At 58.6% G+C, this 23,077-nt stretch carries 17 protein-coding genes and 2 rRNA genes; 8 read left to right on the forward strand and 11 right to left on the reverse strand.

Translation table 11 applies throughout. From position 1 onward, the window contains the following. Window positions 1-37: 37 nt before the first annotated feature. Both J9870_RS24570 and ggt read left to right on the forward strand, forming a co-directional pair. On the forward strand, window positions 38-1,084 hold the full coding sequence (locus tag J9870_RS24570; protein WP_246883051.1) for an FkbM family methyltransferase: 1,047 nt from the start codon (window positions 38-40) through the stop codon (window positions 1,082-1,084). 220 nt (window positions 1,085-1,304) lie between these two features. Continuing rightward, the gene (gene ggt, locus J9870_RS24575; RefSeq protein ID WP_210640905.1) at window positions 1,305-3,146 is read left to right on the forward strand and encodes a gamma-glutamyltransferase; all 1,842 of its coding nucleotides are present in this window, start codon (window positions 1,305-1,307) and stop codon (window positions 3,144-3,146) included. On the opposite strand, the gene J9870_RS24580 is transcribed toward ggt, so the two are convergent. The 3 genes from J9870_RS24580 to J9870_RS29720 all read right to left on the reverse strand — a co-directional run bounded on the left by J9870_RS24580 (window position 3,128) and on the right by J9870_RS29720 (window position 5,334). Then, the gene (locus tag J9870_RS24580; RefSeq protein ID WP_210640907.1) at window positions 3,128-3,361 is read right to left on the reverse strand and encodes a helix-turn-helix transcriptional regulator; all 234 of its coding nucleotides are present in this window, start codon (window positions 3,359-3,361) and stop codon (window positions 3,128-3,130) included. The genes ggt and J9870_RS24580 overlap by 19 nt on opposite strands. A gap of 7 nt (window positions 3,362-3,368) precedes the next feature. Beyond that, the gene (locus J9870_RS24585) at window positions 3,369-3,923 is read right to left on the reverse strand and encodes a DUF2975 domain-containing protein (RefSeq protein WP_210645414.1); all 555 of its coding nucleotides are present in this window, start codon (window positions 3,921-3,923) and stop codon (window positions 3,369-3,371) included. 94 nt (window positions 3,924-4,017) lie between these two features. Beyond that, complete coding sequence (locus tag J9870_RS29720; RefSeq protein WP_210640909.1) at window positions 4,018-5,334, reverse strand: PAS domain-containing methyl-accepting chemotaxis protein; 1,317 nt, start codon at window positions 5,332-5,334, stop codon at window positions 4,018-4,020. Between the two features lie 230 nt (window positions 5,335-5,564). Here J9870_RS29720 and J9870_RS24595 point away from each other — a divergent pair, with 230 nt between their 5' ends. Together J9870_RS24595 and J9870_RS24600 are read left to right on the forward strand one after the other, a co-directional pair. Beyond that, complete coding sequence (locus J9870_RS24595) at window positions 5,565-6,983, forward strand: TIGR00366 family protein (protein ID WP_210640911.1); 1,419 nt, start codon at window positions 5,565-5,567, stop codon at window positions 6,981-6,983. 112 nt (window positions 6,984-7,095) lie between these two features. After that, on the forward strand, window positions 7,096-8,256 hold the full coding sequence (locus J9870_RS24600) for a hypothetical protein (protein WP_210640913.1): 1,161 nt from the start codon (window positions 7,096-7,098) through the stop codon (window positions 8,254-8,256). A 69-nt stretch (window positions 8,257-8,325) separates the two neighbouring features. Here J9870_RS24600 and can read toward each other — a convergent pair whose 3' ends face one another. Then, window positions 8,326-8,970, reverse strand: a complete 645-nt coding sequence (gene can, locus J9870_RS24605) for a carbonate dehydratase (protein WP_210640915.1) — start codon at window positions 8,968-8,970, stop codon at window positions 8,326-8,328. Window positions 8,971-9,101: 131 nt separating this feature from the next. Between can and J9870_RS24610 the strand changes: the two genes are divergently transcribed. Continuing rightward, window positions 9,102-9,509: a serine kinase/phosphatase gene (locus J9870_RS24610; protein ID WP_210640917.1), complete on the forward strand. Its 408-nt coding sequence runs from the start codon at window positions 9,102-9,104 to the stop codon at window positions 9,507-9,509. A 197-nt stretch (window positions 9,510-9,706) separates the two neighbouring features. Here J9870_RS24610 and rimI read toward each other — a convergent pair whose 3' ends face one another. Both rimI and J9870_RS24620 read right to left on the reverse strand, forming a co-directional pair. Further along, window positions 9,707-10,159, reverse strand: a complete 453-nt coding sequence (gene rimI, locus J9870_RS24615; protein ID WP_003205585.1) for a ribosomal protein S18-alanine N-acetyltransferase — start codon at window positions 10,157-10,159, stop codon at window positions 9,707-9,709. Further along, entirely contained in the window at window positions 10,152-10,937 is a 786-nt protein-coding gene (locus tag J9870_RS24620) for an energy transducer TonB (RefSeq protein WP_210640919.1), read from the reverse strand. Before J9870_RS24620 ends, rimI begins: the two co-directional genes overlap by 8 nt. A 181-nt stretch (window positions 10,938-11,118) precedes the next feature. On the opposite strand from J9870_RS24620, the gene mksB reads away from it, so the two are divergent. From mksB to mksF, 3 genes are read left to right on the forward strand one after another with little or no spacing between them, the layout of a single operon-like run. After that, window positions 11,119-12,399: an Mks condensin complex protein MksB gene (gene mksB / locus J9870_RS24625; RefSeq protein WP_109754932.1), complete on the forward strand. Its 1,281-nt coding sequence runs from the start codon at window positions 11,119-11,121 to the stop codon at window positions 12,397-12,399. After that, complete coding sequence (gene mksE, locus J9870_RS24630) at window positions 12,389-13,090, forward strand: Mks condensin complex protein MksE (protein ID WP_014340217.1); 702 nt, start codon at window positions 12,389-12,391, stop codon at window positions 13,088-13,090. Before mksB ends, mksE begins: the two co-directional genes overlap by 11 nt. Then, window positions 13,087-15,927: an Mks condensin complex protein MksF gene (gene mksF / locus J9870_RS24635; RefSeq protein WP_210640920.1), complete on the forward strand. Its 2,841-nt coding sequence runs from the start codon at window positions 13,087-13,089 to the stop codon at window positions 15,925-15,927. The genes mksE and mksF overlap by 4 nt, the downstream gene beginning before the upstream one ends. A 113-nt stretch (window positions 15,928-16,040) precedes the next feature. Here the strand turns inward: mksF and J9870_RS24640 are convergent, their stop codons facing one another. The 5 genes from J9870_RS24640 to J9870_RS24660 form a co-directional block, all read right to left on the reverse strand. After that, window positions 16,041-18,344, reverse strand: a complete 2,304-nt coding sequence (locus J9870_RS24640; RefSeq protein ID WP_210640922.1) for an MlaD family protein — start codon at window positions 18,342-18,344, stop codon at window positions 16,041-16,043. After that, a complete protein-coding gene (locus J9870_RS24645) occupies window positions 18,337-18,960 on the reverse strand; it encodes a paraquat-inducible protein A (protein WP_210640924.1) in 624 nt (207 codons plus the stop codon). The genes J9870_RS24640 and J9870_RS24645 overlap by 8 nt, the downstream gene beginning before the upstream one ends. Continuing rightward, window positions 18,947-19,606 carry a paraquat-inducible protein A gene (locus tag J9870_RS24650; protein ID WP_210640926.1) on the reverse strand — a complete coding sequence of 220 codons (660 nt, stop codon included), beginning with the start codon at window positions 19,604-19,606 and terminating at the stop codon, window positions 18,947-18,949. Before J9870_RS24650 ends, J9870_RS24645 begins: the two co-directional genes overlap by 14 nt. A gap of 147 nt (window positions 19,607-19,753) precedes the next feature. Further along, window positions 19,754-19,869, reverse strand: a 5S ribosomal RNA gene (rrf, locus tag J9870_RS24655). A gap of 149 nt (window positions 19,870-20,018) precedes the next feature. After that, window positions 20,019-22,910, reverse strand: a 23S ribosomal RNA gene (locus J9870_RS24660). Window positions 22,911-23,077: the final 167 nt, after the last annotated feature.

The raw sequence follows: 23,077 nt of genomic DNA on the forward strand, positions 1-23,077 counted from the left end.
TTTCATGAACTAATCGACGAGAAACGAGGGGAACGACTTGGTCGGCAACCGGATAAAAATACTAATTGAAGGATTGAAAAACGCCGCGAGGTTTGCGCGGCACGGACGAGATGCCATCGACAAAATAGACCTCTCCGTTCGGGAGATCGATCGAAAACTGAACGAAATACGCTCGGGCCTTCCGAACAATCATACCGTTTCTTATCTGGGTCGTGATCTCTGCCTGGTTAGAACCCGGTGGGGAGGGTACGTTGTCGTGCCATCCTACAATGTTGATGTGGCAGTAGGGATTATTCGTGACGGTGTGCATGAGCCTTGGACAACTCGGTTAGTGCAAGAAACTCTGAAGCTCGGCGATACCTATGTCAACGTGGGTTCAAATTTTGGCTACTACACCAGCCTGGGGGGCTTAATTGTCGGTAACAAGGGCAAAGTGTTCTCATTTGAAGCGAATCCGGTAGTTTTTGCCATTTTGCTAAAAACGATAATGTATGCAGGTATCCCCGATCGAACGATGGTGTTCAATCGTGCAGTGTATCGAGAAACAGGAGAGCACTTCGGCTTTGCCTTTGATTATCAGTTTGCTGGAGGAGGTCACCTTGAACTCAATGCAACAGAACAAGCGAGCTCTGGAGACCCCTTTTGGTCGAAGGACTCTATAGCGTCTATTCTCGATCGTAACGGCCAGTGGTCTCCCGGCAAAGGAATCATGAATAAATTCAACGCCAAGACATTGGCGTTGGACGACGTTATGAGCGAAAGCCAAGTTGACTTACTTCATTGTGATGTCGAAGCAGCTGAGCCCTATGTCATCGCGGGCGCACAAGCCATGATAAAAAATTCTCCTCGTTTGAAGATCATCTTCGAGTGGTCAAGCTACAGCTTCGACTACGGTACGGACGACTATCGGGAAGCCGTCAATGATATGTGGGAGCTGTTGAGATCTGAAGGTTTTTCTATTCGCCGGCTTATGCCATTTCTTCATCCCGATGGCGCCATTCAGCTATCCGAGCAACTGACTTATGCAGAGTTTATTGCAGGGGAACATGGCGACTATTTTGCTGAACGATCTTCGCAGCAATAAATGGCGCGGCCTGTCCGAGGTGAGAGGTCGCAACGGAGCAGGCGCCCTTTTGTGACGGATTCGTACCCAAGCCCTCTCGCCACGGACTCTTTGAACTTCTTTAAATGAACAACATTGCGCTGACACCGATTTTTTTGTTCAGGGCCCCGTTGATTTGCGCCAGACGCCTCGCATCGCTACAGTCGACCTCCATACCCTTGGCCCACGGATGGAGCGACACATGCTTACAGATCTGAAACCGAGTCTTCATCACCTGTCAGCTGTTTCGCTGCTGGCTGTTGCTCTAACGCTCGCTGCCTGTAAGGCCCCACCCTCCTCCACCACCACGCCTGCATTGCCTGCCCCTCCGGAGGTCGTCTCCGGCTACCGCACCGACCTGCAGACCCGCCACGCCGACAAACACATGGCCGCTGCAGCCAACCCGTTGGCGGCCGAGGCCGGACGGGAAATGTTGCGGCGCGGAGGTTCGGCCATCGACGCAGCCATTGCGATGCAAGCGGTGCTGACCCTGGTGGAGCCGCAATCCTCCGGCATCGGCGGGGGGGCGTTCATTGTGTTGTGGGACGGCAAGGCGGTGCGCACCTATGACGGTCGCGAAACGGCACCGGCTGGCTCCACCGAAAGACTTTTCCTGCAGGCTGACGGCAAACCCATGCCGTTTACGGCCGCACAGATCGGCGGTCGTTCCGTGGGTACCCCGGGGGTGTTGCGCGGACTGGAACTGGCCCATCGCAAACATGGCCGTCTCGAATGGGCGACGCTGTTCGAGCCGGCCATCGCGCTGGCGGAGCGGGGCTTCGCGATCTCTCCCAGGCTGCATGCCTTGATCGCGTCCGACCCGTCGTTGCCGGGTTCGCCAGATATGGCGGCCTACTTTCTCAATGCCGATGGCAGCCCAAAGGCGGTCGGCACTGTGCTGAAAAACCCGGCATTGGCCGGCGTGCTCAAGCGCATCGCCCACGAAGGTCCCGATGCCTTGTACAAAGGGCCGGTTGCCGAGGAGATCGTCGCCAAGGTGCAGGGCCACGCCAACCCCGGCAGTCTTTCGCTGGCGGACCTCCAGGGCTACACCGCACGGGAGCGGCCAGCGCTATGCACCGACTACAAGCGCTGGCAAATCTGCGGCATGCCACCACCGTCTTCGGGCGGGGTTGCCGTGGCGCAGATCCTCGGGACGTTGCAGGCCCTCGAACAGCGCGACAGCAACGCGACCCTCGCGTCCTTGAAGCCCCTCAAGACCGCTAAACCCGCCGGCATTGAACCCGCACCCGAAGCGGTGCATCTGATCGCCGAGGCCGAGCGCCTGGCCTATGCCGACCGCGCCCAATACATTGCCGATCCAAATTTTGTAGCCGTGCCGCTCAAAGGCCTGGTCGATCAGGGTTACCTTGCCAGCCGCGCCAGCCTGATCGGCCCTCGCAGCATGGGTGTCGCCAAGCCCGGCACACCACCGGGCATCCAGGTGGCCTACGCCCCGGACCGTTCGCCCCTGCGTATTTCCACCTCGCAAGTGGTGGCCGTGGATGACCAGGGTGGCGCGGTGTCCATGACCACGACGGTGGAATCGGCGTTCGGCTCACACTTGATGGTCCAGGGCTTCATGCTCAATAACCAGATGACCGACTTCTCATTCATCCCCGAAGAGAATGGGCAAAAAGTCGCCAACCGCGTCGAGCCGGGCAAACGCCCACGTTCGTCCATGGCACCGACGCTGATCTTCGATCATCAGGGTAGACTCCTGGCCGCTGTCGGCTCCCCCGGCGGCTCGCAAATCATCGAATACGTCGCCAAGTCAGTCATTGGCCTTCTGGATTGGGGCCTGGACCCGCAAACCGCCATCAACCTCCCCAACTTCGGCAGCCGCAACGGCCCCACCGAACTGGAACAGGGCCAGTTCAGCCCGGCGTTGATCCAGGCATTGAAGGATAAAGGCCACACCGTGAGCGAGATCGACATGAACAGTGGCACCCAGGCAATCGTCCGGGTGCGTGACGGGCAAGGAAAAGTGTCACTGGCTGGCGGGGCGGACCCACGGCGCGAGGGTCAAGCACTGGGGGATTGATCAATCTCGCTCTGGGGTTGATAGACCAGCAGATCGGCTGGCTGACATTGCAGATAGCTGCAAATGGCTTCGAGGGTCGCCAGCCGTATACCCTTGACCTTTCCTTGCTTGAGCAAGGAAAGGTTGGCTTCGGTAATACCTATGGCGGCGGCCAGGTCCTTGGATTTGACCTTGCGTGTCGCCAGCATTACATCAAGTTGAATCACGATAGGCATGAGGTTCTCAAACGAAAGTTCGGTTTTCTGAATCGACTTCACTGGCCTGGGACAGGATCCGGGCAATGATCGCAATACAGGCCGCAAGAAACAAAGCCACAAAGGATGGGGCGGTAATACTGAGGGTCAGCAATCGTTGGCCAACCGGCGCATTGATCGTCATCAGCAGGCTGAGAAACGGCTCACACAGGAAATCCAGCAGCACCCACAGCGCAACCGCGCGACCTGCCTTCCCCAGATAAACCGCCGCTTCGCTGGAAAAGTATTGGCCTTGGGCATACCGCTTGAACAATTTCCGTAAGTTCGCCAGCCCAGATGCCAGGGCCAGCAAAGGAATACTCGATAGAAAGATCCCACCAAGGCATTGCCAGCCAGTCGCCCCCGTCGCTCCGTCAGACAGGCTCGACAACTGTCGTTCGGTCAGGGCAAACCCCAAGCCGTATTGCGACGCCACCGAAGGAAACAGCCAGGCTGCGGCGTTGATGACCATCATCGCGACAATGAAAACAAGCGTTATGGCAGCCATGCGCTGACTGTAAAGGGCGAGACGATTCGAATGCATGTGAGGCTCCAATAGAACAAGAGGAGCCGAAAACATAGTCATCAAATTATCTAATGGCAATAATTAATTTGTAATAAACGATAATTTATAGCGATCAGGTCGACAATTGGTTAGCAAACTGACTCACCGCATCAACCACTTTTTTCGCCCCGTCCTGGATCTCGACAATCACCGTCCCCGCTTCGGCTGCCAGGGCCAGGCCCTGTTCGGCCTGGTGCTGGCCGTCGGTCATCAGCGCCACGGCATTGCGGGCCATGTCCTGGTTCTGGCGGACCACGCTGACGATTTCATCGGTCGCCTGGCTGGTTCGTGACGCCAGTTGCCGCACTTCATCGGCCACCACGGCGAAGCCTCGACCCTGCTCTCCGGCCCGGGCCGCTTCGATGGCTGCGTTGAGGGCCAGCAGGTTGGTCTGTTCGGCGATGCCGCTGATGGTCTTGACGATGGTACCGATTACCTGGGACTGCTCATTCAGAGCCTCGATCCCCTCGCCGGCGGTCTGCATGTGCCGGGCCAGGTCGTGCATCACATCCACCGCCTGAGTCACGACCGTGGTCCCGCGTTGGGCGCAACTGTCCGTTTGCAATGAAGTGCTGTAGGCAATATTGGCCGCCTCGGCGACGGCTTTTTCCTGGTTGACCTGGTCAGTGATGTCTGTGGCGAACTTGACCACTTTATAAAGTCGCTCGTTGGCATCGAGCACTGGGTTGTAGGAAGCCTCCAGCCAGACCTCGCGGCCGTTGCTGTCGATGCGCTTGAAGCGGCCGGCCACGAACTCACCGCTGTTCAGGCGCTGCCAGAACTGCTGGTAGGCCGCGCTGTTGTATTCTTCCGGTTCACAAAATGTGCGGTGGTGCTTGCCCTTGATTTGCGCCAGGCTGTAACCCATGGCGTTGAGGAAGCGGTCATTGGCCGTCAGTACGTGACCGCTCAGGTCGAATTCGATCACCGCCGTTGAGCGCACCAATGCACCGATGAGGTTTTCATGCTCGCGGGAACCCTCGATGGTGCGGGTCAGGTCATTGGAATACATCGAAAAGAAGCGGATTCGCCCGTCAGCATTGCGTACTGGCTGAAGGATCGAACGCAACCAGGCCTCCTGGCCATTGCCGCGAACCAGGCGCACCGCACCGGAAAAGTGCTCGCCACGGGTCAGCGCCGACTTGAAGCGAAGCTGGAATTCGTTGGACTTCAGGTAAGCCGGAACAAGGTCCTCGACAGATCGGCCAATCAGGTCCTGGCTCTTGTAGTGCATTTCGTCGAGAAAATTCTGATTGACCGTTTGCACACGTCCATCGGCATCAAGCATGAGGGCCAGCATTTCGCGGTCCAGGCTTTCTTTCACTTGCATGAGGCTGGACAGTTCTTGGCGAAGAGCCGACAGCTCCTGCTTCAAGCGTTTATTGAACATGGACATGCTCCGGCAGGCAGGAGAGTTAAGTGGCTCGTTTCCTTGCCATCGGCCCGGCGATTTTTTTCTAAAGAGCATCCCTGGCCGGTTGCTGAAAATAATCATGAGCGCTCTCGAAACCCTGGTAGACCTCCCATGGTCACTGGATTGCTCTACTGTTGAGGCCTGACCACTGAGGCCTTGCCGCCACCAATACCCGTAACCATAACCATAAAAACGAGGTAATTGCCGTGACCACCGACATCGAAGACAGCCGTTCCGCCCGCTTCGCCTTGCGCTGCTCCAGTTTTGCCGAGCGCTGGTTCCCCGATTCCTGGGTCTTTGCCGCGCTGGCAGTGCTGGTGGTCGCGTTGGCGACGCAATTGATCGGCGCCACGCCCACAGCCGCCGCCATGGCATTCGGCGATGGTTTCTGGAGCCTGATCCCCTTTACCATGCAAATGGCCTTCGTGGTGATTGGCGGCTACGTGGTGGCCAGTTCGCCGCCGGCCGTCAAGTTGATCGATCGCCTGGCGCGGATCCCGAAGAACGGCCGCTCCGCCGTGGCTTGGGTGGCGCTGATTTCCATGGTTGCGTCGCTGCTCAACTGGGGCCTGTCGCTGGTGTTTGGCGGCTTGCTGGTACGAGCCCTGGCCCGTCGCACCGACCTGAAGATGGACTATCGCGCCGCTGGCGCCGCCGCATACCTTGGCCTGGGCGCTGTGTGGGCCTTGGGGTTGTCTTCGTCGGCCGCGCAATTGCAGGCCAACCCGGCCAGCCTGCCGCCGTCGATCCTGTCGATCACTGGCGTCATTCCGTTCACCCAGACCATCTTTCTCTGGCAGTCCGGGGTGATGTTGCTGGCGCTGATTGTGATCTCGTTGATCATTGCCTACGCCACCGCCCCCGGTCCCAGCAGCGCCCGTGACGCCGCCGCCTGCGGGATCGACCCCAGTTTCAGCATGCCGGCGCTGCAACCGCGCACCCGTCCTGGAGAATGGTTGGAGCACAGCCCGTTGTTGACCATCGCCCTGGTGCTGTTGGCGGCCGGCTGGCTGTTCCATGAGTTCTCGACCAAACCGGCGATCAGCGCCATTTCCGGGCTCAACACTTACAACTTCCTGTTCCTGATGCTCGGCGCGCTGCTGCATTGGCGGCCGCGCAGTTTTCTCGATGCGGTGGCCCGCGCGGTGCCGACCACCACGGGCGTATTGATCCAGTTCCCGCTTTACGGCTCGATCGCCGCCTTGCTGACCACGGTCAAGGGCAGCGACGCCCAGACATTGGCCCATCACATCTCGACCTTTTTCGTACAGATCGCGTCCCATGACACCTACGCCCTGTTGATGGGCGTCTATTCGGCGGTGTTGGGCTTCTTTATTCCGTCGGGCGGCGGCAAGTGGATCATCGAAGCCCCCTATGTCATGCAAGTGGCCAACGACCTGAATTATCACTTGGGTTGGGCGGTACAGATCTATAACGCCGCCGAAGCGCTGCCCAACCTCATCAACCCGTTCTACATGCTACCGCTGTTGGGTGTGTTGGGGCTGAAGGCCAGGGATTTGATCGGGTTTTCCTTCGTGCAATTGCTGGTGCATACACCACTGGTGCTGGCGCTGCTGTGGGCGTTGGGGAAGACGTTGAGCTATTTACCGCCAGTGATGCCATAAAGCCATAAAAAAGCGCCGATATTTCCGTCGGCCCACTTTTTCTTCGGCCCGGTCTGTTTCAGTATGGGGGCGCCCTGTTTCAAGGGTCCCTCACGCTGAAAAGGATCTGAGCATGTTCAAATTCGCAGTACTTCCTCTTGCCGCCCTGGCCTTGAGCAGCACCGCTCAAGCCGCCGACATTGACGTACAACTTGGCAGCACTGAACGCGTCACTCGCCTCTTCGCCTACCCCAACAACTGCAACGTGATTTGCTTTCGCGACTGGACCCTGGAGCAGACCGTCGAGCATTACCTGACCCAAAGCGTACAGCGCGACGGCTATGACACAGCCAAGGTCCAGGTCAAAATCGATAACGATAAGGTTTATGCCAGCATCGACGGCGTACCGAAGAGCTACGGCCAACCGCTGAAGGCACTGCTCGACGCCGGGGACCTGGCGTACAACGGCGCCAGCAAACTCAACACCGACAAGAAATGGTCCTACAACTGGTACCTGTTCCTGCCGCTGGGCATGGCCCTGGAAAACCGCAAAAGTGTCGAGTTGCTGCACTTCCCGCCGGATTACTCCCTGACCCAGGCCCAGGATTACCTGGAGTCGGCGACCACCGATCGCTGGGCCACGCTGCTGACCGTCAACGGTATCGCCGCTGAACAGACGCCCGCCTACCAGACCATCATCGATATCGCGCCAATCGCGGCCCCGTCCAATGCTGGCAGCACGCTGGAAGGACTCTACGATTATTTCAACGACTACCAGACCACCATGGTCAAGCAGATCACCCAAGGCACAAGCGGGGCCACGTTGCCGATGGTGGCCTTCGGCGCTCCCGTGAGGAACTGGATCAAGACCCAGTATGGCCAGACCGTGGGTGTGCTCGGCCTGGCGACCATCACGCCGACTGGAGGTGCGAAGGTCCCGGTGCTGGGCTCCAACCACCCGAGCTATATCTGGTACGCCGCTGACAAGGACAACTACGACGGTGACGAAGCCAAGGCAGATGCCGCTGGCTTGAAAGTCATGGGCCAGGACCTGAGTGCGGCGTGCTGGCAGGCCGGCATGGGCAGCAAGCCGGGCAGCGATCCGAGCACACTGCTGAACCAATGCACCCAGACTTGGCAGGTGACGCAAAAGGAACAGACCTGCGAGTTGTTCTACACCTCGGTTCGCAACCTTTCCCCGGCTGACGCGGCGAAAAAATGCGAAACGCCGGCGATCAAGTCGCAACTTCCACAACTGAAAGTGCCCATGCCGTTGCCGGCCGAGGCGGCGTAAAAACTCAGGGTGTCCCCGCGTCAGCCTGGGCTGACGCGGGGCAACGCATAGTCCTTGAGGTTATTGCACTCAGGACGCGTCGACCGGACGCAGCCGATACTGCGGCGGCAATTGCTCGAAACCACTGATCGTGGTGTCCAGGCTCTTCCAGCGTCCGTCCTTGATGCCGTAGATGCAGCCATGAATCGACAGTTTCTGTCCACGGTGCCAAGCGTTCTGCACAATACTGGTATGGCCGACGTTGGCCACCTGCTGGATCACGTTGAGTTCGCACAGGCGGTCTACGCGTTCCTCTTCGGTCGGCAATTGGCCCAACGCCTCGCGATGCTCGTAGTACAGGTCGCGAATCGAGCGCAACCAGCCGTCGATCAGGCCCAGTTGCCGGTCCTGCATCGAGGCCCGCACACCGCCACAGCCATAATGGCCGGTGACCAGAATGTGTTTGACCTTGAGCACGTCCACCGCGTACTGGATCACCGACAGGCAGTTGAGGTCCGTGTGCAGCACTACGTTGGCCACATTGCGGTGTACAAACAGATCGCCCGGCAGCATGCCGACAATCTCGTTGGCCGGCACCCGCGCATCGGAACAGCCGATCCACAGATACTCCGGGGTTTGCTGACGAGCCAGCTTGGAGAAGAAGTCAGGATCTTCCTGCTTGATCGCATCGGCCCAGCGCGCGTTGTTATCAATCAGATCTTGTAATTCGTTCATGCTTCTAGCCCTCGAGAATAGTGCGCAACTTTGACAATCGACCGCCTGTCGAGGTCACTTCGATGATGCCGTTGGAATTCTCGGCACGGCTGCGGGTCCACCCAGTAAGGCCCACAGTATGAGGAATTGCCATGAATGATTCACGACGCCCCTTCGATGCGGCGCAACCGGAACCCATCGACGACAACGAGGACCGTATGGGCTCGATGCATGAGCTGGAATTCGAGGAGGATGAGCCCAGCGCGAAAATCGGCGACGAACTGCCGGACAACGAACGCGAACAGTTGATGCCGCCTGAACGTGTGCGCGAGGCGGGCATGACAGGGGCTTCGACGGATGATCACGAACCGACCGACGACGACATGAGCCCGGAAACGCTCATTCGCGAGGACGGCGCGCGGGACGCCCACGAAGCCGGCGGCGACGAACGGGCGGACTGGGACCTGAGCGTGGTGGATGAAAATGATATTGGTGGGGGCGATGGGCTGGATGAAGCGGAAATGGCGGATCTCGATCCACTGGATGGCAAGCGCAGCTGATCTCTTATGGGGGCGAGCCTGGTCGCGATAGCGGTGGGCCAGGTTGCATTGATGTTGAATGTGACGCCGTCATCGCGAGCAAGCTCGCTCCCACATGGTTTTGTGTTCGAGCGCAAATCTGATGTGCACCGCCGTCGCCCCCTGTGGGAGCGAGCTTGCTCGCGATGGCGGCGTTGCGGTCAACCTCGGTAGGCAGTTCAGTCCACCAAGGTACACGCCATGACCACCGCATCTTCACGCCCGCCCACCGCCGGGTAGTAATCCCGGCGCCGGCCAATTTCATTGAAGCCATAGCGCTCATACAGCCGGAACGCCGTGCGGTTGCTGTCGCGCACTTCCAGGAAGCATTCCCGGGCCTCGGCCTTGTAGGCAATGGACATGAGGTGCTCCAGCAGGCGCAGGCCCAGGCCACGGCCCTGGTTTTCCGGCTTGACGGTGATATTGAGCAAGTGCGCCTCATCCAGGATGATCTGCACCACGCCATGGCCCACTTGCTGCTGGCCTTCGAACATCAGCCATATCTGGTATTTGCCCAGCCCGTCGAGAAAGATTCCCCGGGTCCAGGGGTGGCTGTAGGCGGCGTATTCGATCTTCAGCACAGCGTCGAGATCCGCCTCGGTCATCGGGCGGAACGATACAGCGTCACTCATTCGATTCTTTCCAGCGCGCCATCAGCCGGCGCATGGCTTGCCAGACATCAGCCTTGCGCTGTGGCGTTTCCATTAACAATTCCAGCCCGGGCAATGCCCAGGCCGAGCCCAGGCCTTCGACCTGCAATTCACGATTGAACGCTTCGGCATCCGCCTCGCCGGCAAACTTCACCGCCGGCAAGCCGATCAACCACAGGCACGCACAGGGTTCATCTTCGAGCCGCGCCGAAACAAAACCCTGGACGAAATCCCGCGCCGCTTCCGGCCCCTGGTCCATCGTGCCGCGGGACAACAGCGGCCAGCGCACCGGCTCGCCGATGATTTGCGGGCTGTCTGGCAGGCCGGCAGCGCGCAGCATGTCCTTGAGCAGCAGATACGCCGGGTCGCGGCTCTGGAAGGGATCGCCCGTGGGCAGCTCCACCAGTAATAAACAACGCCCGGCCCGCAGCAACTGCAGGGCGAAACGCGGCGGCGCGACATAGGGCACCTTGACCGCAGCCGGCGCTTCAACGGTGTCCTCCACCGGTTTGGCGTTAGTACGGGTCGAGGCCAGGCTTGGACGCGGCACGTCTATTTTCGGTCGCTCGACCACCGGCGCCACCGGCTCGGCAACGCTCTTGGCCACGGGCTGCGTCACGACCGGCGCGATGTACTCGGGCTCGGGCGTTTCCAGCAGCTCGGGCCGCGACGGGGCGGCGAACGGCAATTCGGTACGCGGCAGCCAGCTGACCACCTGCATGGCGCTCAGATAAGCGCGGCGACGGGACTCGATAAGCAAAGGTCGGCCACTTGTGGATAACTGAAAGTGGGAGGGATTCTACCGCCCTTCGAGACGGATCGCTCCCCTGTTGAGCCAATAGTTGGTCGATAGCGAACGACAGTCCGTCCAAGGGGTGAATCGCAAGCGGCCCGATGCAGTACAATCGCCGCTTTTAATTGCCAACCCGACGGCCATTGCGATGATCGAACCCAAGCGCGTCTTGCGCGCCCTCGCTGAACACTGGGCATTGCTGGAACCTTTGTGCGAGCACTTCGACCAGGGCACCCTGAGCCTCAACGAATTGCGTTCACAGCTGGCCGCCCAACAACTGGACAGCACGCCCCAGGACATCACCAACCTGCTGGACGTGTGGATCCGCCTGGACATCCTCGTGCCGGTGGCGAAAAGCCCGAACCGCTTCGAGCTCAACGCCCAGATCCATGACTTCCTCGCCTACCTGCGCCGCGAACATCGCCTGGGCCTGTGCCTGGAGATCGAAGCCTACCTGCGCCACCTCGAGCGCCTGGCCGGCTATATCCAGGACGCTTTCGACATTCGCGACGGCAACGACCTGGCTCGCCAACTGCGCCTGCTGGACATGCGCGTACGCGACGTGCTCAAGAAACTCGCCAACGACGAACAGGCCCTGGTGGCCGTCGCCGAACGGGCCAAGACCAGCGACCGGCAGATCCCGCTGCGCCAGCGTTACGCCGAAGTGCTGGCGACCTGGGACGAATACGTCGAGCCGATGATCCAATTGGTGAACGCCGACGGCGCGTTCGAGCAGGGCGTGCGCAAGGTCGAGAACGTGTTGTTGCGCATGCTCACCGAACAGCAGCGCCTCGGCCACCTGGTGGACGACGACATGCTGCTGCGCACCCACGCGCGCATCCTCGAGATGCAGACCAGTGCCCAACTGACCCTGCGCCACGCCCGTGAATTGCTCCTGCCGCTGCGCGAAGAAGCCCGCCGCCACAACGCCGTGACCCGTGGCGCCGCCCTGGCCCTGGCCGCCATTCGCCGCAAAGGCATCGATGCCGTGCCACAGGCCGCGATGCCGCTGTTCACCCGGCCGCAAAGCACCTTCCTGGGCAGTGCGAGCCAAGTCGAAGCCTATGTCTACGCTCTGGCCCGTTTCGAGCCGAAACCGGCGCGCTTCCCCAAGTCCCACAAGACCCACAAGGGCGGCGAAGCACCGCGTGCGCCGCGTACCGTGCGCGAGATGGTCGAGCGTTGCGAAGACGCCCTGCCGATGCCGGACCTGATGACCTGGCTGCTGGAGCAGGAACCGGACGGCGCCACCGACGAATTGCTGTACTGGTTCTCGCGCCTGTCGCGGGAAAAACGCTTCAAACGCGAGCGTCTGGAACGCCGCGAATACCATACTCACGAGCATCAGGTCAGCCTGCGCTCCTTCGCCCTGCTCTCGGCCCGCGACAGCGCTGCCGAGGATTCTGCGAGCATCCCCCATGCATCTTGATTTATCCGAACTGTCCCAGCTGGCGCCGATCTTCCGCGAGCTGTTCAAGGGTTACCACGTCAGCCGCCGCGACCCGGAGCTGTACGCGCAACTGTCCAACTTCCAGGACCAGTACCGCACGCTGTTCAAGGCCCTGGGTTTTGAGCTGGTGTGCGACACCCGTGGCTTCTACTACTTCGTCCCGGACCTGGCCGCCGCCGCGGTGAACAAGACCGCTCAGCGCCTGGCCCTGTTCACCTTCATCCTTGTCGAACACCTGGCCGACCAGGGCCGCGACCCGATCGCCGTGCTCGACGGGGGCAGCCTGGGCCGCGATGAGCTGCCTTCGCTGCTGGAAAAGTACCGCGACCTGTTCATCCAGGCCGAAGTACAGACCCAGGAAGAGCTGGAAGAAAAAATCATGCGGCGCATGACCCAACTGGGTTTTGCCAGCGAAGAGAACGGCGTGTATCGCTTCCTGCCGCCGATGCACCGCTTCCTCGATGTTTGCCTGTCGGTCCAGCAGGACCGCGACCTGGCCGCCAGCCTGCACAGCGTGCTGCCGTTGCCGGCGCCGGTGCTGATCGACGAAGACAGCGACGAGAAGCTGCTGCAAACCGATGACCCGCTGGACTTGAGTGAATTCGAGGGTGAAAGCGAAGAAGACGCGCTGGCCCGTGCCATCGCCGAAGAACAGGAGACCGACGCATGAGCAAGGAACGCTACGGCATCCGCCGCTTTGCCCTTTTGAACACCGCCGGCTACAGCCTCGGCCTGTTCCCGCTGGAAGAACCGCTGTCGGTGTACGGCGCGAACAACCTCGGTAAATCCGCCTCGATCAACGCCTTGCAGTTCCCGATCCTGGCGCGTATGTCGGACATGAGCTTTGGCAAGTACAGCCTGGAACAATCCCGGCGTTTCTACTTTGCCTCGGACACCAGCTACATCCTGGTGGAAGTCGCCCTGCCCCACGGCCCGCACGTGATCGGCGTGGTCGGTCGCGGCCCCGGCGGCGGTTTCGGTCACCAGTTCTTCGCCTACGCCGGCAAACTGGACCTGGCCCACTACCAGAAAGACGACACCTGCCTGCGTCAGAAAGAACTGTTCACCAACCTGGAGCGCGAAGGCCTCAAAGCCTACGAACTCAAACCGGATGAACTGCGGCGGCTGTTAGTAGGCGGTCATACGTCCATTCCGCTCGACCTGACGCTGATCCCGCTGCGCTCCACCAGCGAACAAAGCCTCAAGACCTTCCGCGCGCTGTTCATCAACCTGCTGCACATGCGTGAAATCACTGCGGCCAAACTCAAGCAACTGTTCCTCGACGCGTTCGAGCACAGCCTGCGCTCCGGCAGCGTGGATTACATTGCGGCGTGCGAAGAAGCCTTCCGCGACGTACGACGCATGGAACAGGACTACAACTCCCTGGTCGCCGCCGGCCCGCTGGTGGAAGCCCTGGCCAATGGCGTGAAGCAGCGCGACATTCTGCGCGGCAAACTGCATCGCCTCTCGCCGTTGCTCGATTCGTTGCTGGGCACTTGGTCGGACTACGCCAGTGCGCGCAAGGAAGAGCTGACCATCCAGGCCGAACACTATCGCAACGAACAGGATTCGCTGCAGAACGACCAGCGCGGCGGCACTCAAGAGCTGATGCGTCTGGAGCGGGAAATCAGCGGCATCCAGCGCTGGATCGGCGAGCTGTCGGTGCTCAAGAACCGCTTTGCCCTGGTGGATGACGTCAAGGTCCTGGAGCAACAACTGCTCGCCGCCAAGGACGCCCACGACGAACTGGCCGGTGCCCTGGCCCAGTCCCGGCAGTTCAGCGCCGAAGACCTGGAAGAGCGCCTGCGGGATCTGGAAAAACGTCTGAAGTCGGTCAAGCAGCAACTCGATCATGCCGACAACAACAGCTACGCCCGCCTGCGCGAAGAGTTCTCGCAGCAGGACGTCGAGCGCCTGATGCGCCTGTTCAACAGCGCCCTGTTCAGCCTGCCACTGGGTGAACACGGCATCGCGCTGGACGAGAATGGCGAGTGGGTCAAATCCATGGAGCTGATCCTCGACGGCTTCAAGGGTGAACGTTTCGAAGTGCCGGGCCTGTCCATCGACCTGTCCCACATCGAACCGCCTGCCCTGCAAGCCCTGGCTGACCGTGCCGCGTTGCGGGACCAGAAAGAGCGCCTGGAAAAAGAACTCAAGCAGCTCAAGACCCAGCAAGCCGTGGCCGCCGACCGCGCCGCGAGCAAAACCCAGACCGAAGCCCTGTACCAACAAGTGCTGGATGCGCAAAAAGCCCTGGAAGACTTCCGCCGCAGCCAGACCTTGAGCGCCGAAGAAGGCGAGAAGCTCGAACAACTGGCACAGATGGAAGCCGCCCAGGACGAACTCAAGCGCTCCAGCGATGCCTTCACCGAGCGCGTCCAGCAACTGTCGGCCAAGCTGCAACTGGTGGGCCGGCAGATCGCCGACATGGAGGCCAAGCAACGCACCCTCGACGATGCCCTGCGCCGTCGCCAATTGCTGCCGGCCGACCTACCGTTCGGCACGCCGTTCATGGACCCGGTCGACGATTCCATGGACAACTTGCTGCCGTTGCTCAATGACTACCAGGACAGTTGGCAAGGCCTGTTGCGGGTCGATGGCCAGATCGAAGCGCTGTATGCCCAGGTGCGCCTCAAGGGCGTGGCCAAGTTCGACAGCGAGGACGACATGGAGCGGCGTCTGCAGTTGCTGATCAACGCCTATGCCCACCGCACCGATGAAGCCCTGACCCTGGGCAAGGCGCGCCGTGCGGCCGTGACCGATATCGCCCGGACCCTGCGCAACATCCGTAGCGACTACGACAGCCTCGAGCACCAACTGGCGCTGTTCAACCGCGAGATCAACAAGCGGCAGGTGTCCAACCTGCAGAGCTTCCGGATCGTCCTGGCGCCGAACAAGGAAGCGCTCAAGCACATCGACCAGATCATCCACAGCGCCGGCCAGTACGAAGAAGGCGAGACGCTGTCGGTGTTCGACCTCAGCCAGAGCGCCGAGCAGGACAACAAGAACGAAGAAGCCAAGGAATACCTGGCGCGGCTGGTGGCGGCGAACCACAACCAGCTCGGTCTCAAGGACCTGTTCGAACTCGCGTTCGAGATCACCAAGGTCAACGGCCAGCCCGTGATCCACACCGACATCGACGGCGCGGCCTCCAACGGCACCACCATGACCATCAAGGCGCTGACCAACATGTATTTGTTGCTGCACCTGATGGACCGCGAACAAGCCGGCCGCGTGCGCCTGCCGTACTACCTCGACGAAGCGGCGGACATCGACGAGAAAAACCAGGCCGCGCTGCTGGAAACCAGCCTGCAACTGGGCTTCGTGCCGATCCTGGCCAGCGTGAAGCCGCAAGTCTGCGCCAGTGTCGCCATCGACCTGGAAGGCGGCAGCGGCCCGAACGGCATCTACATCGACGAAGCGGACTGGAAATACATCCGTCGTCACGATGCAGTGAGAGCTACGGTGAATGTACAGGCTGATGAGCCGGAGCTGGATCCGGTATGAGGTGAATTACCGGACATGAAAAAGGCCGCGATCATTGGATCGCGGCCTTTTTTGTGGTTATGCACAACCTGTGGCGAGGGAGCTTGCTCCCGCTGGGCAGCACAAAATAACGGTTACTTGCCGAGGCTGATTTTCGGCGCCCAGGTCAGCCACTCATCCTCAAACTTATCGAACAGTGGGAAGGTCTGCTGAGGCCGCGCAGCAGCGCCCATTTTTTCGCCATCCGGCGTTGCGAAGGCAATGCCACCCTGAATCAGTGTTTCCAAGGACTCGGTCCGCACCGTTGCCCCTTTGAACAAGCCGAAGTCCAGACCGAAACCGCTGGTATTCCAGAATCGCGTGCCGCTGCGCACCAATGGCGCATATTTAGGCTCGATCAGGATATGGATCAGCACCCGATCCGCCGTCTGGCCCAGTTCATAACCGGTGACCTTGCCCACGGTAATCTCGCGGTAGGTCACCGGCACGCCGGTCTTCAAGGAACCACGGCGTGCTGCGCTCAACACCAGGCTCAAACCTGCTTCGGGCGCAGCGCTTTCCGGAGGACTGGCCAGGGCCACGAAGTTTTTCTGCGGCCCGAGGTTTTTCGCCGAGGGCTGCACTTCAATGTACTGGCCGGTCACCAACGTCTCCAGGTTGGACGTCTTGATCAACCCCAACTCAGGCTTGACCACCCAAAACTGCGAACCGACCCGGGCAATGCGCTCTGGCACTTCGGTGATCCGCGCGGTGAGCAGCACCGATTGCAGATCGCCACTGAGGTCCACATCCTCGATCTTGCCGACATCCAGCCCCTTGAAACGGATTGGCGTACCGCTGCGCAAACCGTCGGCGCGATCGACCTTGATCGTCACCAAAGTGCCCTTCTGTTGCGCAGCCTCGCGGTCCTCGAACAAGCGGAACCGGGGGATGCGCCTTTTCAACGGCACATTGGGCTCCGGTGTCTCGAAGGAGATGCCACCGGCCATCAGGCTTTGCAAGGACTCACTCTTGACCTGGATCCCGCCCGTCAAACCTCCGGTGAGGGTAATGCCACTGGCGTTCCAGAACCGCGTCGAGCCGTTGACCAACCCTTCGTATTCCTTCTCGATGTGAACGCCGATGATCAACTGCTTTTTCTTGCGGGAGAACTGGTAGCTCTGCACCGATCCGACCTTGACCTGCTTGTAGAGAATCGGACTGCCGACCTCCAGTGACCCGAGATTTTCGGTGAGCAAGACCAGGTGCAGGCCTGGTGAACGCAAGTCCAGCGGCGGCGCCTTCGCCCTGGCTTCAAACTCCCGTTGTGGCGCACCGCCTTTATCACCTGGACGCACGGCAATGTAGTTACCCTTGACCAGCGCTTCCAGACCGGTAATGCCCGCCAGGGAAATCGATGGCTTGACGACCCAGAACTGAGTGCCGGTCACCAGGTAGTCCTCGGCCAATGGGTCCAGGGTCAATTCAGCGGTAGCGCTGGACAGGTCCGGATCGACCTTGAGGGTCTTCAGGCTGCCGACCTGGATACCTTTGTACATCACCGGTGTACGACCGGACTGCAATCCTTCGAAGTCGCTGAGTTTGACCTTCACACGGATACCGGCAGCGGCCGCATCAAAGTCCTCGTACAAACGAAACGGCAGGCTCGGGTCCGTTGGCGGGCTGTCTTTGCGGCTTTCTGGCGTAGCGAAAGCAATGCCGCCGGCCACGATACTGGCCAGGGATTCACTGCGCACTTTGACGCCCGACAGGTTGGCATCGATGCTGATGCCACTGGCGTTCCAGAAACGCGTGTGCTTGCGCACCAGGTTGGCGTAGGTCGGTTCGATAAAGACTTTGATCTCGACCTTGCTCTGGTCTTCGGACAGCAGGTAACTCTTCACCTGGCCGACCTGAATCTGTTTGTAGAATACCGGGCTGCCACGGTTGAGGGAGCCCAGCCGGTCAGCCTTGAGGGTCAGGTGTAGACCCGGCTTGGCGTCCGACAGCGGCGGCTCTTCGGCCAGGGCTTTGAATTTACGGGTCGATTCTCCTTCACCTGGACTAATCGCCACGTAGTTACCCGACACCAGGGTTTCCAGGCCGGTGATCCCGGCCAGGCTCACGCTCGGCTTGACCAGCCAGAAACGCGTTCCGGTCTTGAGGTATTGCTCGACCTCCTTATTCATCTCGATGGTCGCAACCACGCCCTTGGAGCTGCCTTCGTCATCGAGCGTGAGAGCCTTTACTTTGCCGACTGGCATGCCTTTGTAGACGACTTCAGTCTTGTTGACCTGAATGCCTTCACCGCTCTCAAAGCGCACGCTGATCTCGATCCCGGTTTCGGTGTAAGCCCGCCAGCCGAGCCAGCCACCGATGATCAAGGCAATCAGCGGTAGAACCCAGATGGCCGACCAGTTCGAAGCCGGTCGGGTTTTAGCGGTAGGCAAATCAGTCATGGTCGTTATCCGACTCCGTGTTATCCCAAATCAGTCGGGGATCGAAGGTTACTGCGGCAATCATTGTCAAAATCACTACGCTGGCAAACGCGATCGCGCCGAGACCGGCTTCGACACTGGCGAGCCGTCCGAAATTCACCACAGCCACCAAAATGGCGATCACGAAAATATCCAGCATCGACCAGCGGCCAATGAACTCAATAAAGCGGTACATGAAGATACGTTGTCGGGCAGACATGGGCTGATGTCGCTGAACGGAAAACAGCAACAACGCAATGCCCACCAATTTGAACGTGGGCACCACGATACTGGCAATAAACACCACAGCGGCAATAGGAATCATGCCGTGCTGGACCAACTCGATGACCCCGGACATGATGGTACTCGGAGCGCCCTGGCCCAACGAGTTGATAGTCATGATCGGTAACATGTTGGCCGGAATGTAGAGAATCGCCGCAGTGATCAACAATGCCCAGGTGCGCATCAAGCTGTCCGGGCGACGGGGATGAACCAGTGCGCCGCAACGAGTACAGGTTTGTCTGTCTGCGTCTGCGTCCTGTCGGTTCAGCTCATGGCATTCAGTACAGATCAGAATGCCCGCATCAATCGCCCGCATGGGCATCCTCTCCTGATAACGCCTGCCAGATCTGGTGCGGCGACATGACGACCTCCAGCCAGACCTGAACCAGCAACAAACTGATGAAACACACCAGGCCAAGACCTACGGTAATAGCCGCCATATCTGCCAACTTGACGATGGCTACCAGGACGCCCATGAGGTAGACCTCGAGCATTCCCCAGTCTCGTAAATGGTGGTAAATGCGATACAGCAATAACCCGTAGCTACGGCCGATGTTCCAACGGATGGTCAGTAACACGGCCAGTTGGCAAAGCAGCTTGAGTAACGGAATGCCCATGCTGCAAAGGAACACCACTGCCGATATGCCTTGCATGCCGGTATCGAACAGACCGATCACACCACTCCAGACGGTGTCCTGGGAAGACTGCCCGAGCAAATTGAGTTGCATGATGGGTAAAAAGTTAGCCGGCACATATAACAGCAGAGCGGCGATGACCAAGGCAAGACTGCGTTCGACCACGTTGTGCCGATGGGCGTAGAGCTCATACCCGCAACGGGGGCACTCGGCTTTTTCGCCGTGGGCCAGTTGTGGCTTGCGCATCAACAGGTCGCACTCATGACATGCCACCAGATCATTCAGAGGTAAATCTGACAATCGATGAGTGTCTGACGGATCGGACATAAAAGAGCTCTGGCTCAGCTAAGTTGGGGCTATTCTAGTGCTCCAGCTCGAAAATAACTGTGCAAATTTATCAAGCTTTCGCGTGCTTTTATTGCGGGCAAAACAAAACCCCTACCTGCGTCAGCAGATAGGGGTTTCGGAATTTAATCTTGACGATGACCTACTCTCACATGGGGAAACCCCACACTACCATCGGCGATGCATCGTTTCACTGCTGAGTTCGGGATGGGATCAGGTGGTTCCAATGCTCTATGGTCGTCAAGAAATTCGGTAGCCAGCGCGTGCCTTACGGTCACGTTCCAGCGAATGGGTATGCGATAGTTTGTGTGTTTGCTGCGAACTTTCGGTTCATGTCGTCTTCACACACCGCAATCTGGTGCCCTTTCGGGTCAGCAAATTGCTTGGGTGTTATATGGTCAAGCCTCACGGGCAATTAGTACAGGTTAGCTCAACGCCTCACAGCGCTTACACACCCTGCCTATCAACGTCGTAGTCTTCGACGGCCCTTCAGGGGACTCAAGGTCCCAGTGAGATCTCATCTTGAGGCAAGTTTCCCGCTTAGATGCTTTCAGCGGTTATCTTTCCCGAACATAGCTACCCGGCAATGCCACTGGCGTGACAACCGGAACACCAGAGGTTCGTCCACTCCGGTCCTCTCGTACTAGGAGCAGCCCCTCTCAAATCTCAAACGTCCACGGCAGATAGGGACCGAACTGTCTCACGACGTTCTAAACCCAGCTCGCGTACCACTTTAAATGGCGAACAGCCATACCCTTGGGACCGGCTTCAGCCCCAGGATGTGATGAGCCGACATCGAGGTGCCAAACACCGCCGTCGATATGAACTCTTGGGCGGTATCAGCCTGTTATCCCCGGAGTACCTTTTATCCGTTGAGCGATGGCCCTTCCATACAGAACCACCGGATCACTAAGACCTACTTTCGTACCTGCTCGACGTGTCTGTCTCGCAGTCAAGCGCGCTTTTGCCTTTATACTCTACGACCGATTTCCGACCGGTCTGAGCGCACCTTCGTACTCCTCCGTTACTCTTTAGGAGGAGACCGCCCCAGTCAAACTACCCACCATACACTGTCCTCGATCCGGATAACGGACCTGAGTTAGAACCTCAAAGTTGCCAGGGTGGTATTTCAAGGATGGCTCCACGCGAACTGGCGTCCACGCTTCAAAGCCTCCCACCTATCCTACACAAGCAAATTCAAAGTCCAGTGCAAAGCTATAGTAAAGGTTCACGGGGTCTTTCCGTCTAGCCGCGGATACACTGCATCTTCACAGCGATTTCAATTTCACTGAGTCTCGGGTGGAGACAGCGCCGCCATCGTTACGCCATTCGTGCAGGTCGGAACTTACCCGACAAGGAATTTCGCTACCTTAGGACCGTTATAGTTACGGCCGCCGTTTACCGGGGCTTCGATCAAGAGCTTCGCGTTAGCTAACCCCATCAATTAACCTTCCGGCACCGGGCAGGCGTCACACCCTATACGTCCACTTTCGTGTTTGCAGAGTGCTGTGTTTTTAATAAACAGTCGCAGCGGCCTGGTATCTTCGACCGGCGTGGGCTTACGCAGTAAATGCTTCACCCTCACCGGCGCACCTTCTCCCGAAGTTACGGTGCCATTTTGCCTAGTTCCTTCACCCGAGTTCTCTCAAGCGCCTTGGTATTCTCTACCCAACCACCTGTGTCGGTTTGGGGTACGGTTCCTGGTTACCTGAAGCTTAGAAGCTTTTCTTGGAAGCATGGCATCAACCACTTCGTCACCCAAAGGGTAACTCGTCATCAGCTCTCGGCCTTAAGATCCCGGATTTACCTAAGATCTCAGCCTACCACCTTAAACTTGGACAACCAACGCCAAGCTGGCCTAGCCTTCTCCGTCCCTCCATCGCAATAACCAGAAGTACAGGAATATTAACCTGTTTTCCATCGACTACGCTTTTCAGCCTCGCCTTAGGGACCGACTAACCCTGCGTCGATTAACGTTGCGCAGGAAACCTTGGTCTTTCGGCGTGGGTGTTTTTCACACCCATTGTCGTTACTCATGTCAGCATTCGCACTTCTGATACCTCCAGCAAGCTTCTCAACTCACCTTCACAGGCTTACAGAACGCTCCTCTACCGCATCACTTGCGTGATACCCGTAGCTTCGGTGTATGGTTTGAGCCCCGTTACATCTTCCGCGCAGGCCGACTCGACTAGTGAGCTATTACGCTTTCTTTAAAGGGTGGCTGCTTCTAAGCCAACCTCCTAGCTGTCTAAGCCTTCCCACATCGTTTCCCACTTAACCATAACTTTGGGACCTTAGCTGACGGTCTGGGTTGTTTCCCTTTTCACGACGGACGTTAGCACCCGCCGTGTGTCTCCCATGCTCGGCACTTGTAGGTATTCGGAGTTTGCATCGGTTTGGTAAGTCGGGATGACCCCCTAGCCGAAACAGTGCTCTACCCCCTACAGTGATACATGAGGCGCTACCTAAATAGCTTTCGAGGAGAACCAGCTATCTCCGAGCTTGATTAGCCTTTCACTCCGATCCACAGGTCATCCGCTAACTTTTCAACGGTAGTCGGTTCGGTCCTCCAGTTAGTGTTACCCAACCTTCAACCTGCCCATGGATAGATCGCCCGGTTTCGGGTCTATTCCCAGCGACTAGACGCCCTATTAAGACTCGCTTTCGCTACGCCTCCCCTATTCGGTTAAGCTCGCCACTGAAAATAAGTCGCTGACCCATTATACAAAAGGTACGCAGTCACCCAACAAAGTGGGCTCCCACTGCTTGTACGCATACGGTTTCAGGATCTATTTCACTCCCCTCTCCGGGGTTCTTTTCGCCTTTCCCTCACGGTACTAGTTCACTATCGGTCAGTCAGTAGTATTTAGCCTTGGAGGATGGTCCCCCCATATTCAGACAAAGTTTCTCGTGCTCCGTCCTACTCGATTTCACTTCTAAGATCCTTTCGCGTACAGGGCTATCACCCACTATGGCCGCACTTTCCAGAGCGTTCCGCTAAAATCAAATAAGCTTAAGGGCTAGTCCCCGTTCGCTCGCCACTACTAAGGGAATCTCGGTTGATTTCTTTTCCTCAGGGTACTTAGATGTTTCAGTTCCCCTGGTTCGCCTCTTGCACCTATGTATTCAGTACAAGATAACCATCTTATGATGGCTGGGTTCCCCCATTCAGACATCTCCGGATCAAAGTCTGTTTGCCGACTCCCCGAAGCTTTTCGCAGGCTACCACGTCTTTCATCGCCTCTGACTGCCAAGGCATCCACCGTATGCGCTTCTTCACTTGACCATATAACCCCAAGCAATCTGGTTATACTGTGAAGACGACATTCGCCGAAAATTCGCATGCATGCTCAAAGAGCAACTCACAAATTTTACCTTAGCCTGATCCGTTACCAGTGAAAGTAACGTTCAGTCTATCTTTCTATCACATACCCAAATTTTTAAAGAACGATC

Source organism: Pseudomonas sp. Tri1 (assembly GCF_017968885.1).
Taxonomy (GTDB): Bacteria; Pseudomonadota; Gammaproteobacteria; order Pseudomonadales; family Pseudomonadaceae; genus Aquipseudomonas.

Excerpts from the sequence above, each read along its gene's own strand:
- J9870_RS24600 (WP_210640913.1), top strand. The coding sequence starts at position 7,096 with ATGTTCAAATTCGCAGTACTTCCTCTTGCCGCCCTGGCCTTGAGCAGC.
- J9870_RS24585 (WP_210645414.1), bottom strand. The coding sequence starts at position 3,923 with ATGCATTCGAATCGTCTCGCCCTTTACAGTCAGCGCATGGCTGCCATA.
- J9870_RS24645 (WP_210640924.1), bottom strand. The coding sequence starts at position 18,960 with ATGCGGGCGATTGATGCGGGCATTCTGATCTGTACTGAATGCCATGAG.
- J9870_RS24650 (WP_210640926.1), bottom strand. The coding sequence starts at position 19,606 with ATGTCCGATCCGTCAGACACTCATCGATTGTCAGATTTACCTCTGAAT.
- J9870_RS24610 (WP_210640917.1), top strand. The coding sequence starts at position 9,102 with ATGAATGATTCACGACGCCCCTTCGATGCGGCGCAACCGGAACCCATC.
- J9870_RS29720 (WP_210640909.1), bottom strand. The coding sequence starts at position 5,334 with ATGTTCAATAAACGCTTGAAGCAGGAGCTGTCGGCTCTTCGCCAAGAA.
- can (WP_210640915.1), bottom strand. The coding sequence starts at position 8,970 with ATGAACGAATTACAAGATCTGATTGATAACAACGCGCGCTGGGCCGAT.
- ggt (WP_210640905.1), top strand. The coding sequence starts at position 1,305 with ATGCTTACAGATCTGAAACCGAGTCTTCATCACCTGTCAGCTGTTTCG.
- mksB (WP_109754932.1), top strand. The coding sequence starts at position 11,119 with ATGATCGAACCCAAGCGCGTCTTGCGCGCCCTCGCTGAACACTGGGCA.
- mksE (WP_014340217.1), top strand. The coding sequence starts at position 12,389 with ATGCATCTTGATTTATCCGAACTGTCCCAGCTGGCGCCGATCTTCCGC.
- J9870_RS24640 (WP_210640922.1), bottom strand. The coding sequence starts at position 18,344 with ATGACTGATTTGCCTACCGCTAAAACCCGACCGGCTTCGAACTGGTCG.
- rimI (WP_003205585.1), bottom strand. The coding sequence starts at position 10,159 with ATGAGTGACGCTGTATCGTTCCGCCCGATGACCGAGGCGGATCTCGAC.
- J9870_RS24580 (WP_210640907.1), bottom strand. The coding sequence starts at position 3,361 with ATGCCTATCGTGATTCAACTTGATGTAATGCTGGCGACACGCAAGGTC.
- mksF (WP_210640920.1), top strand. The coding sequence starts at position 13,087 with ATGAGCAAGGAACGCTACGGCATCCGCCGCTTTGCCCTTTTGAACACC.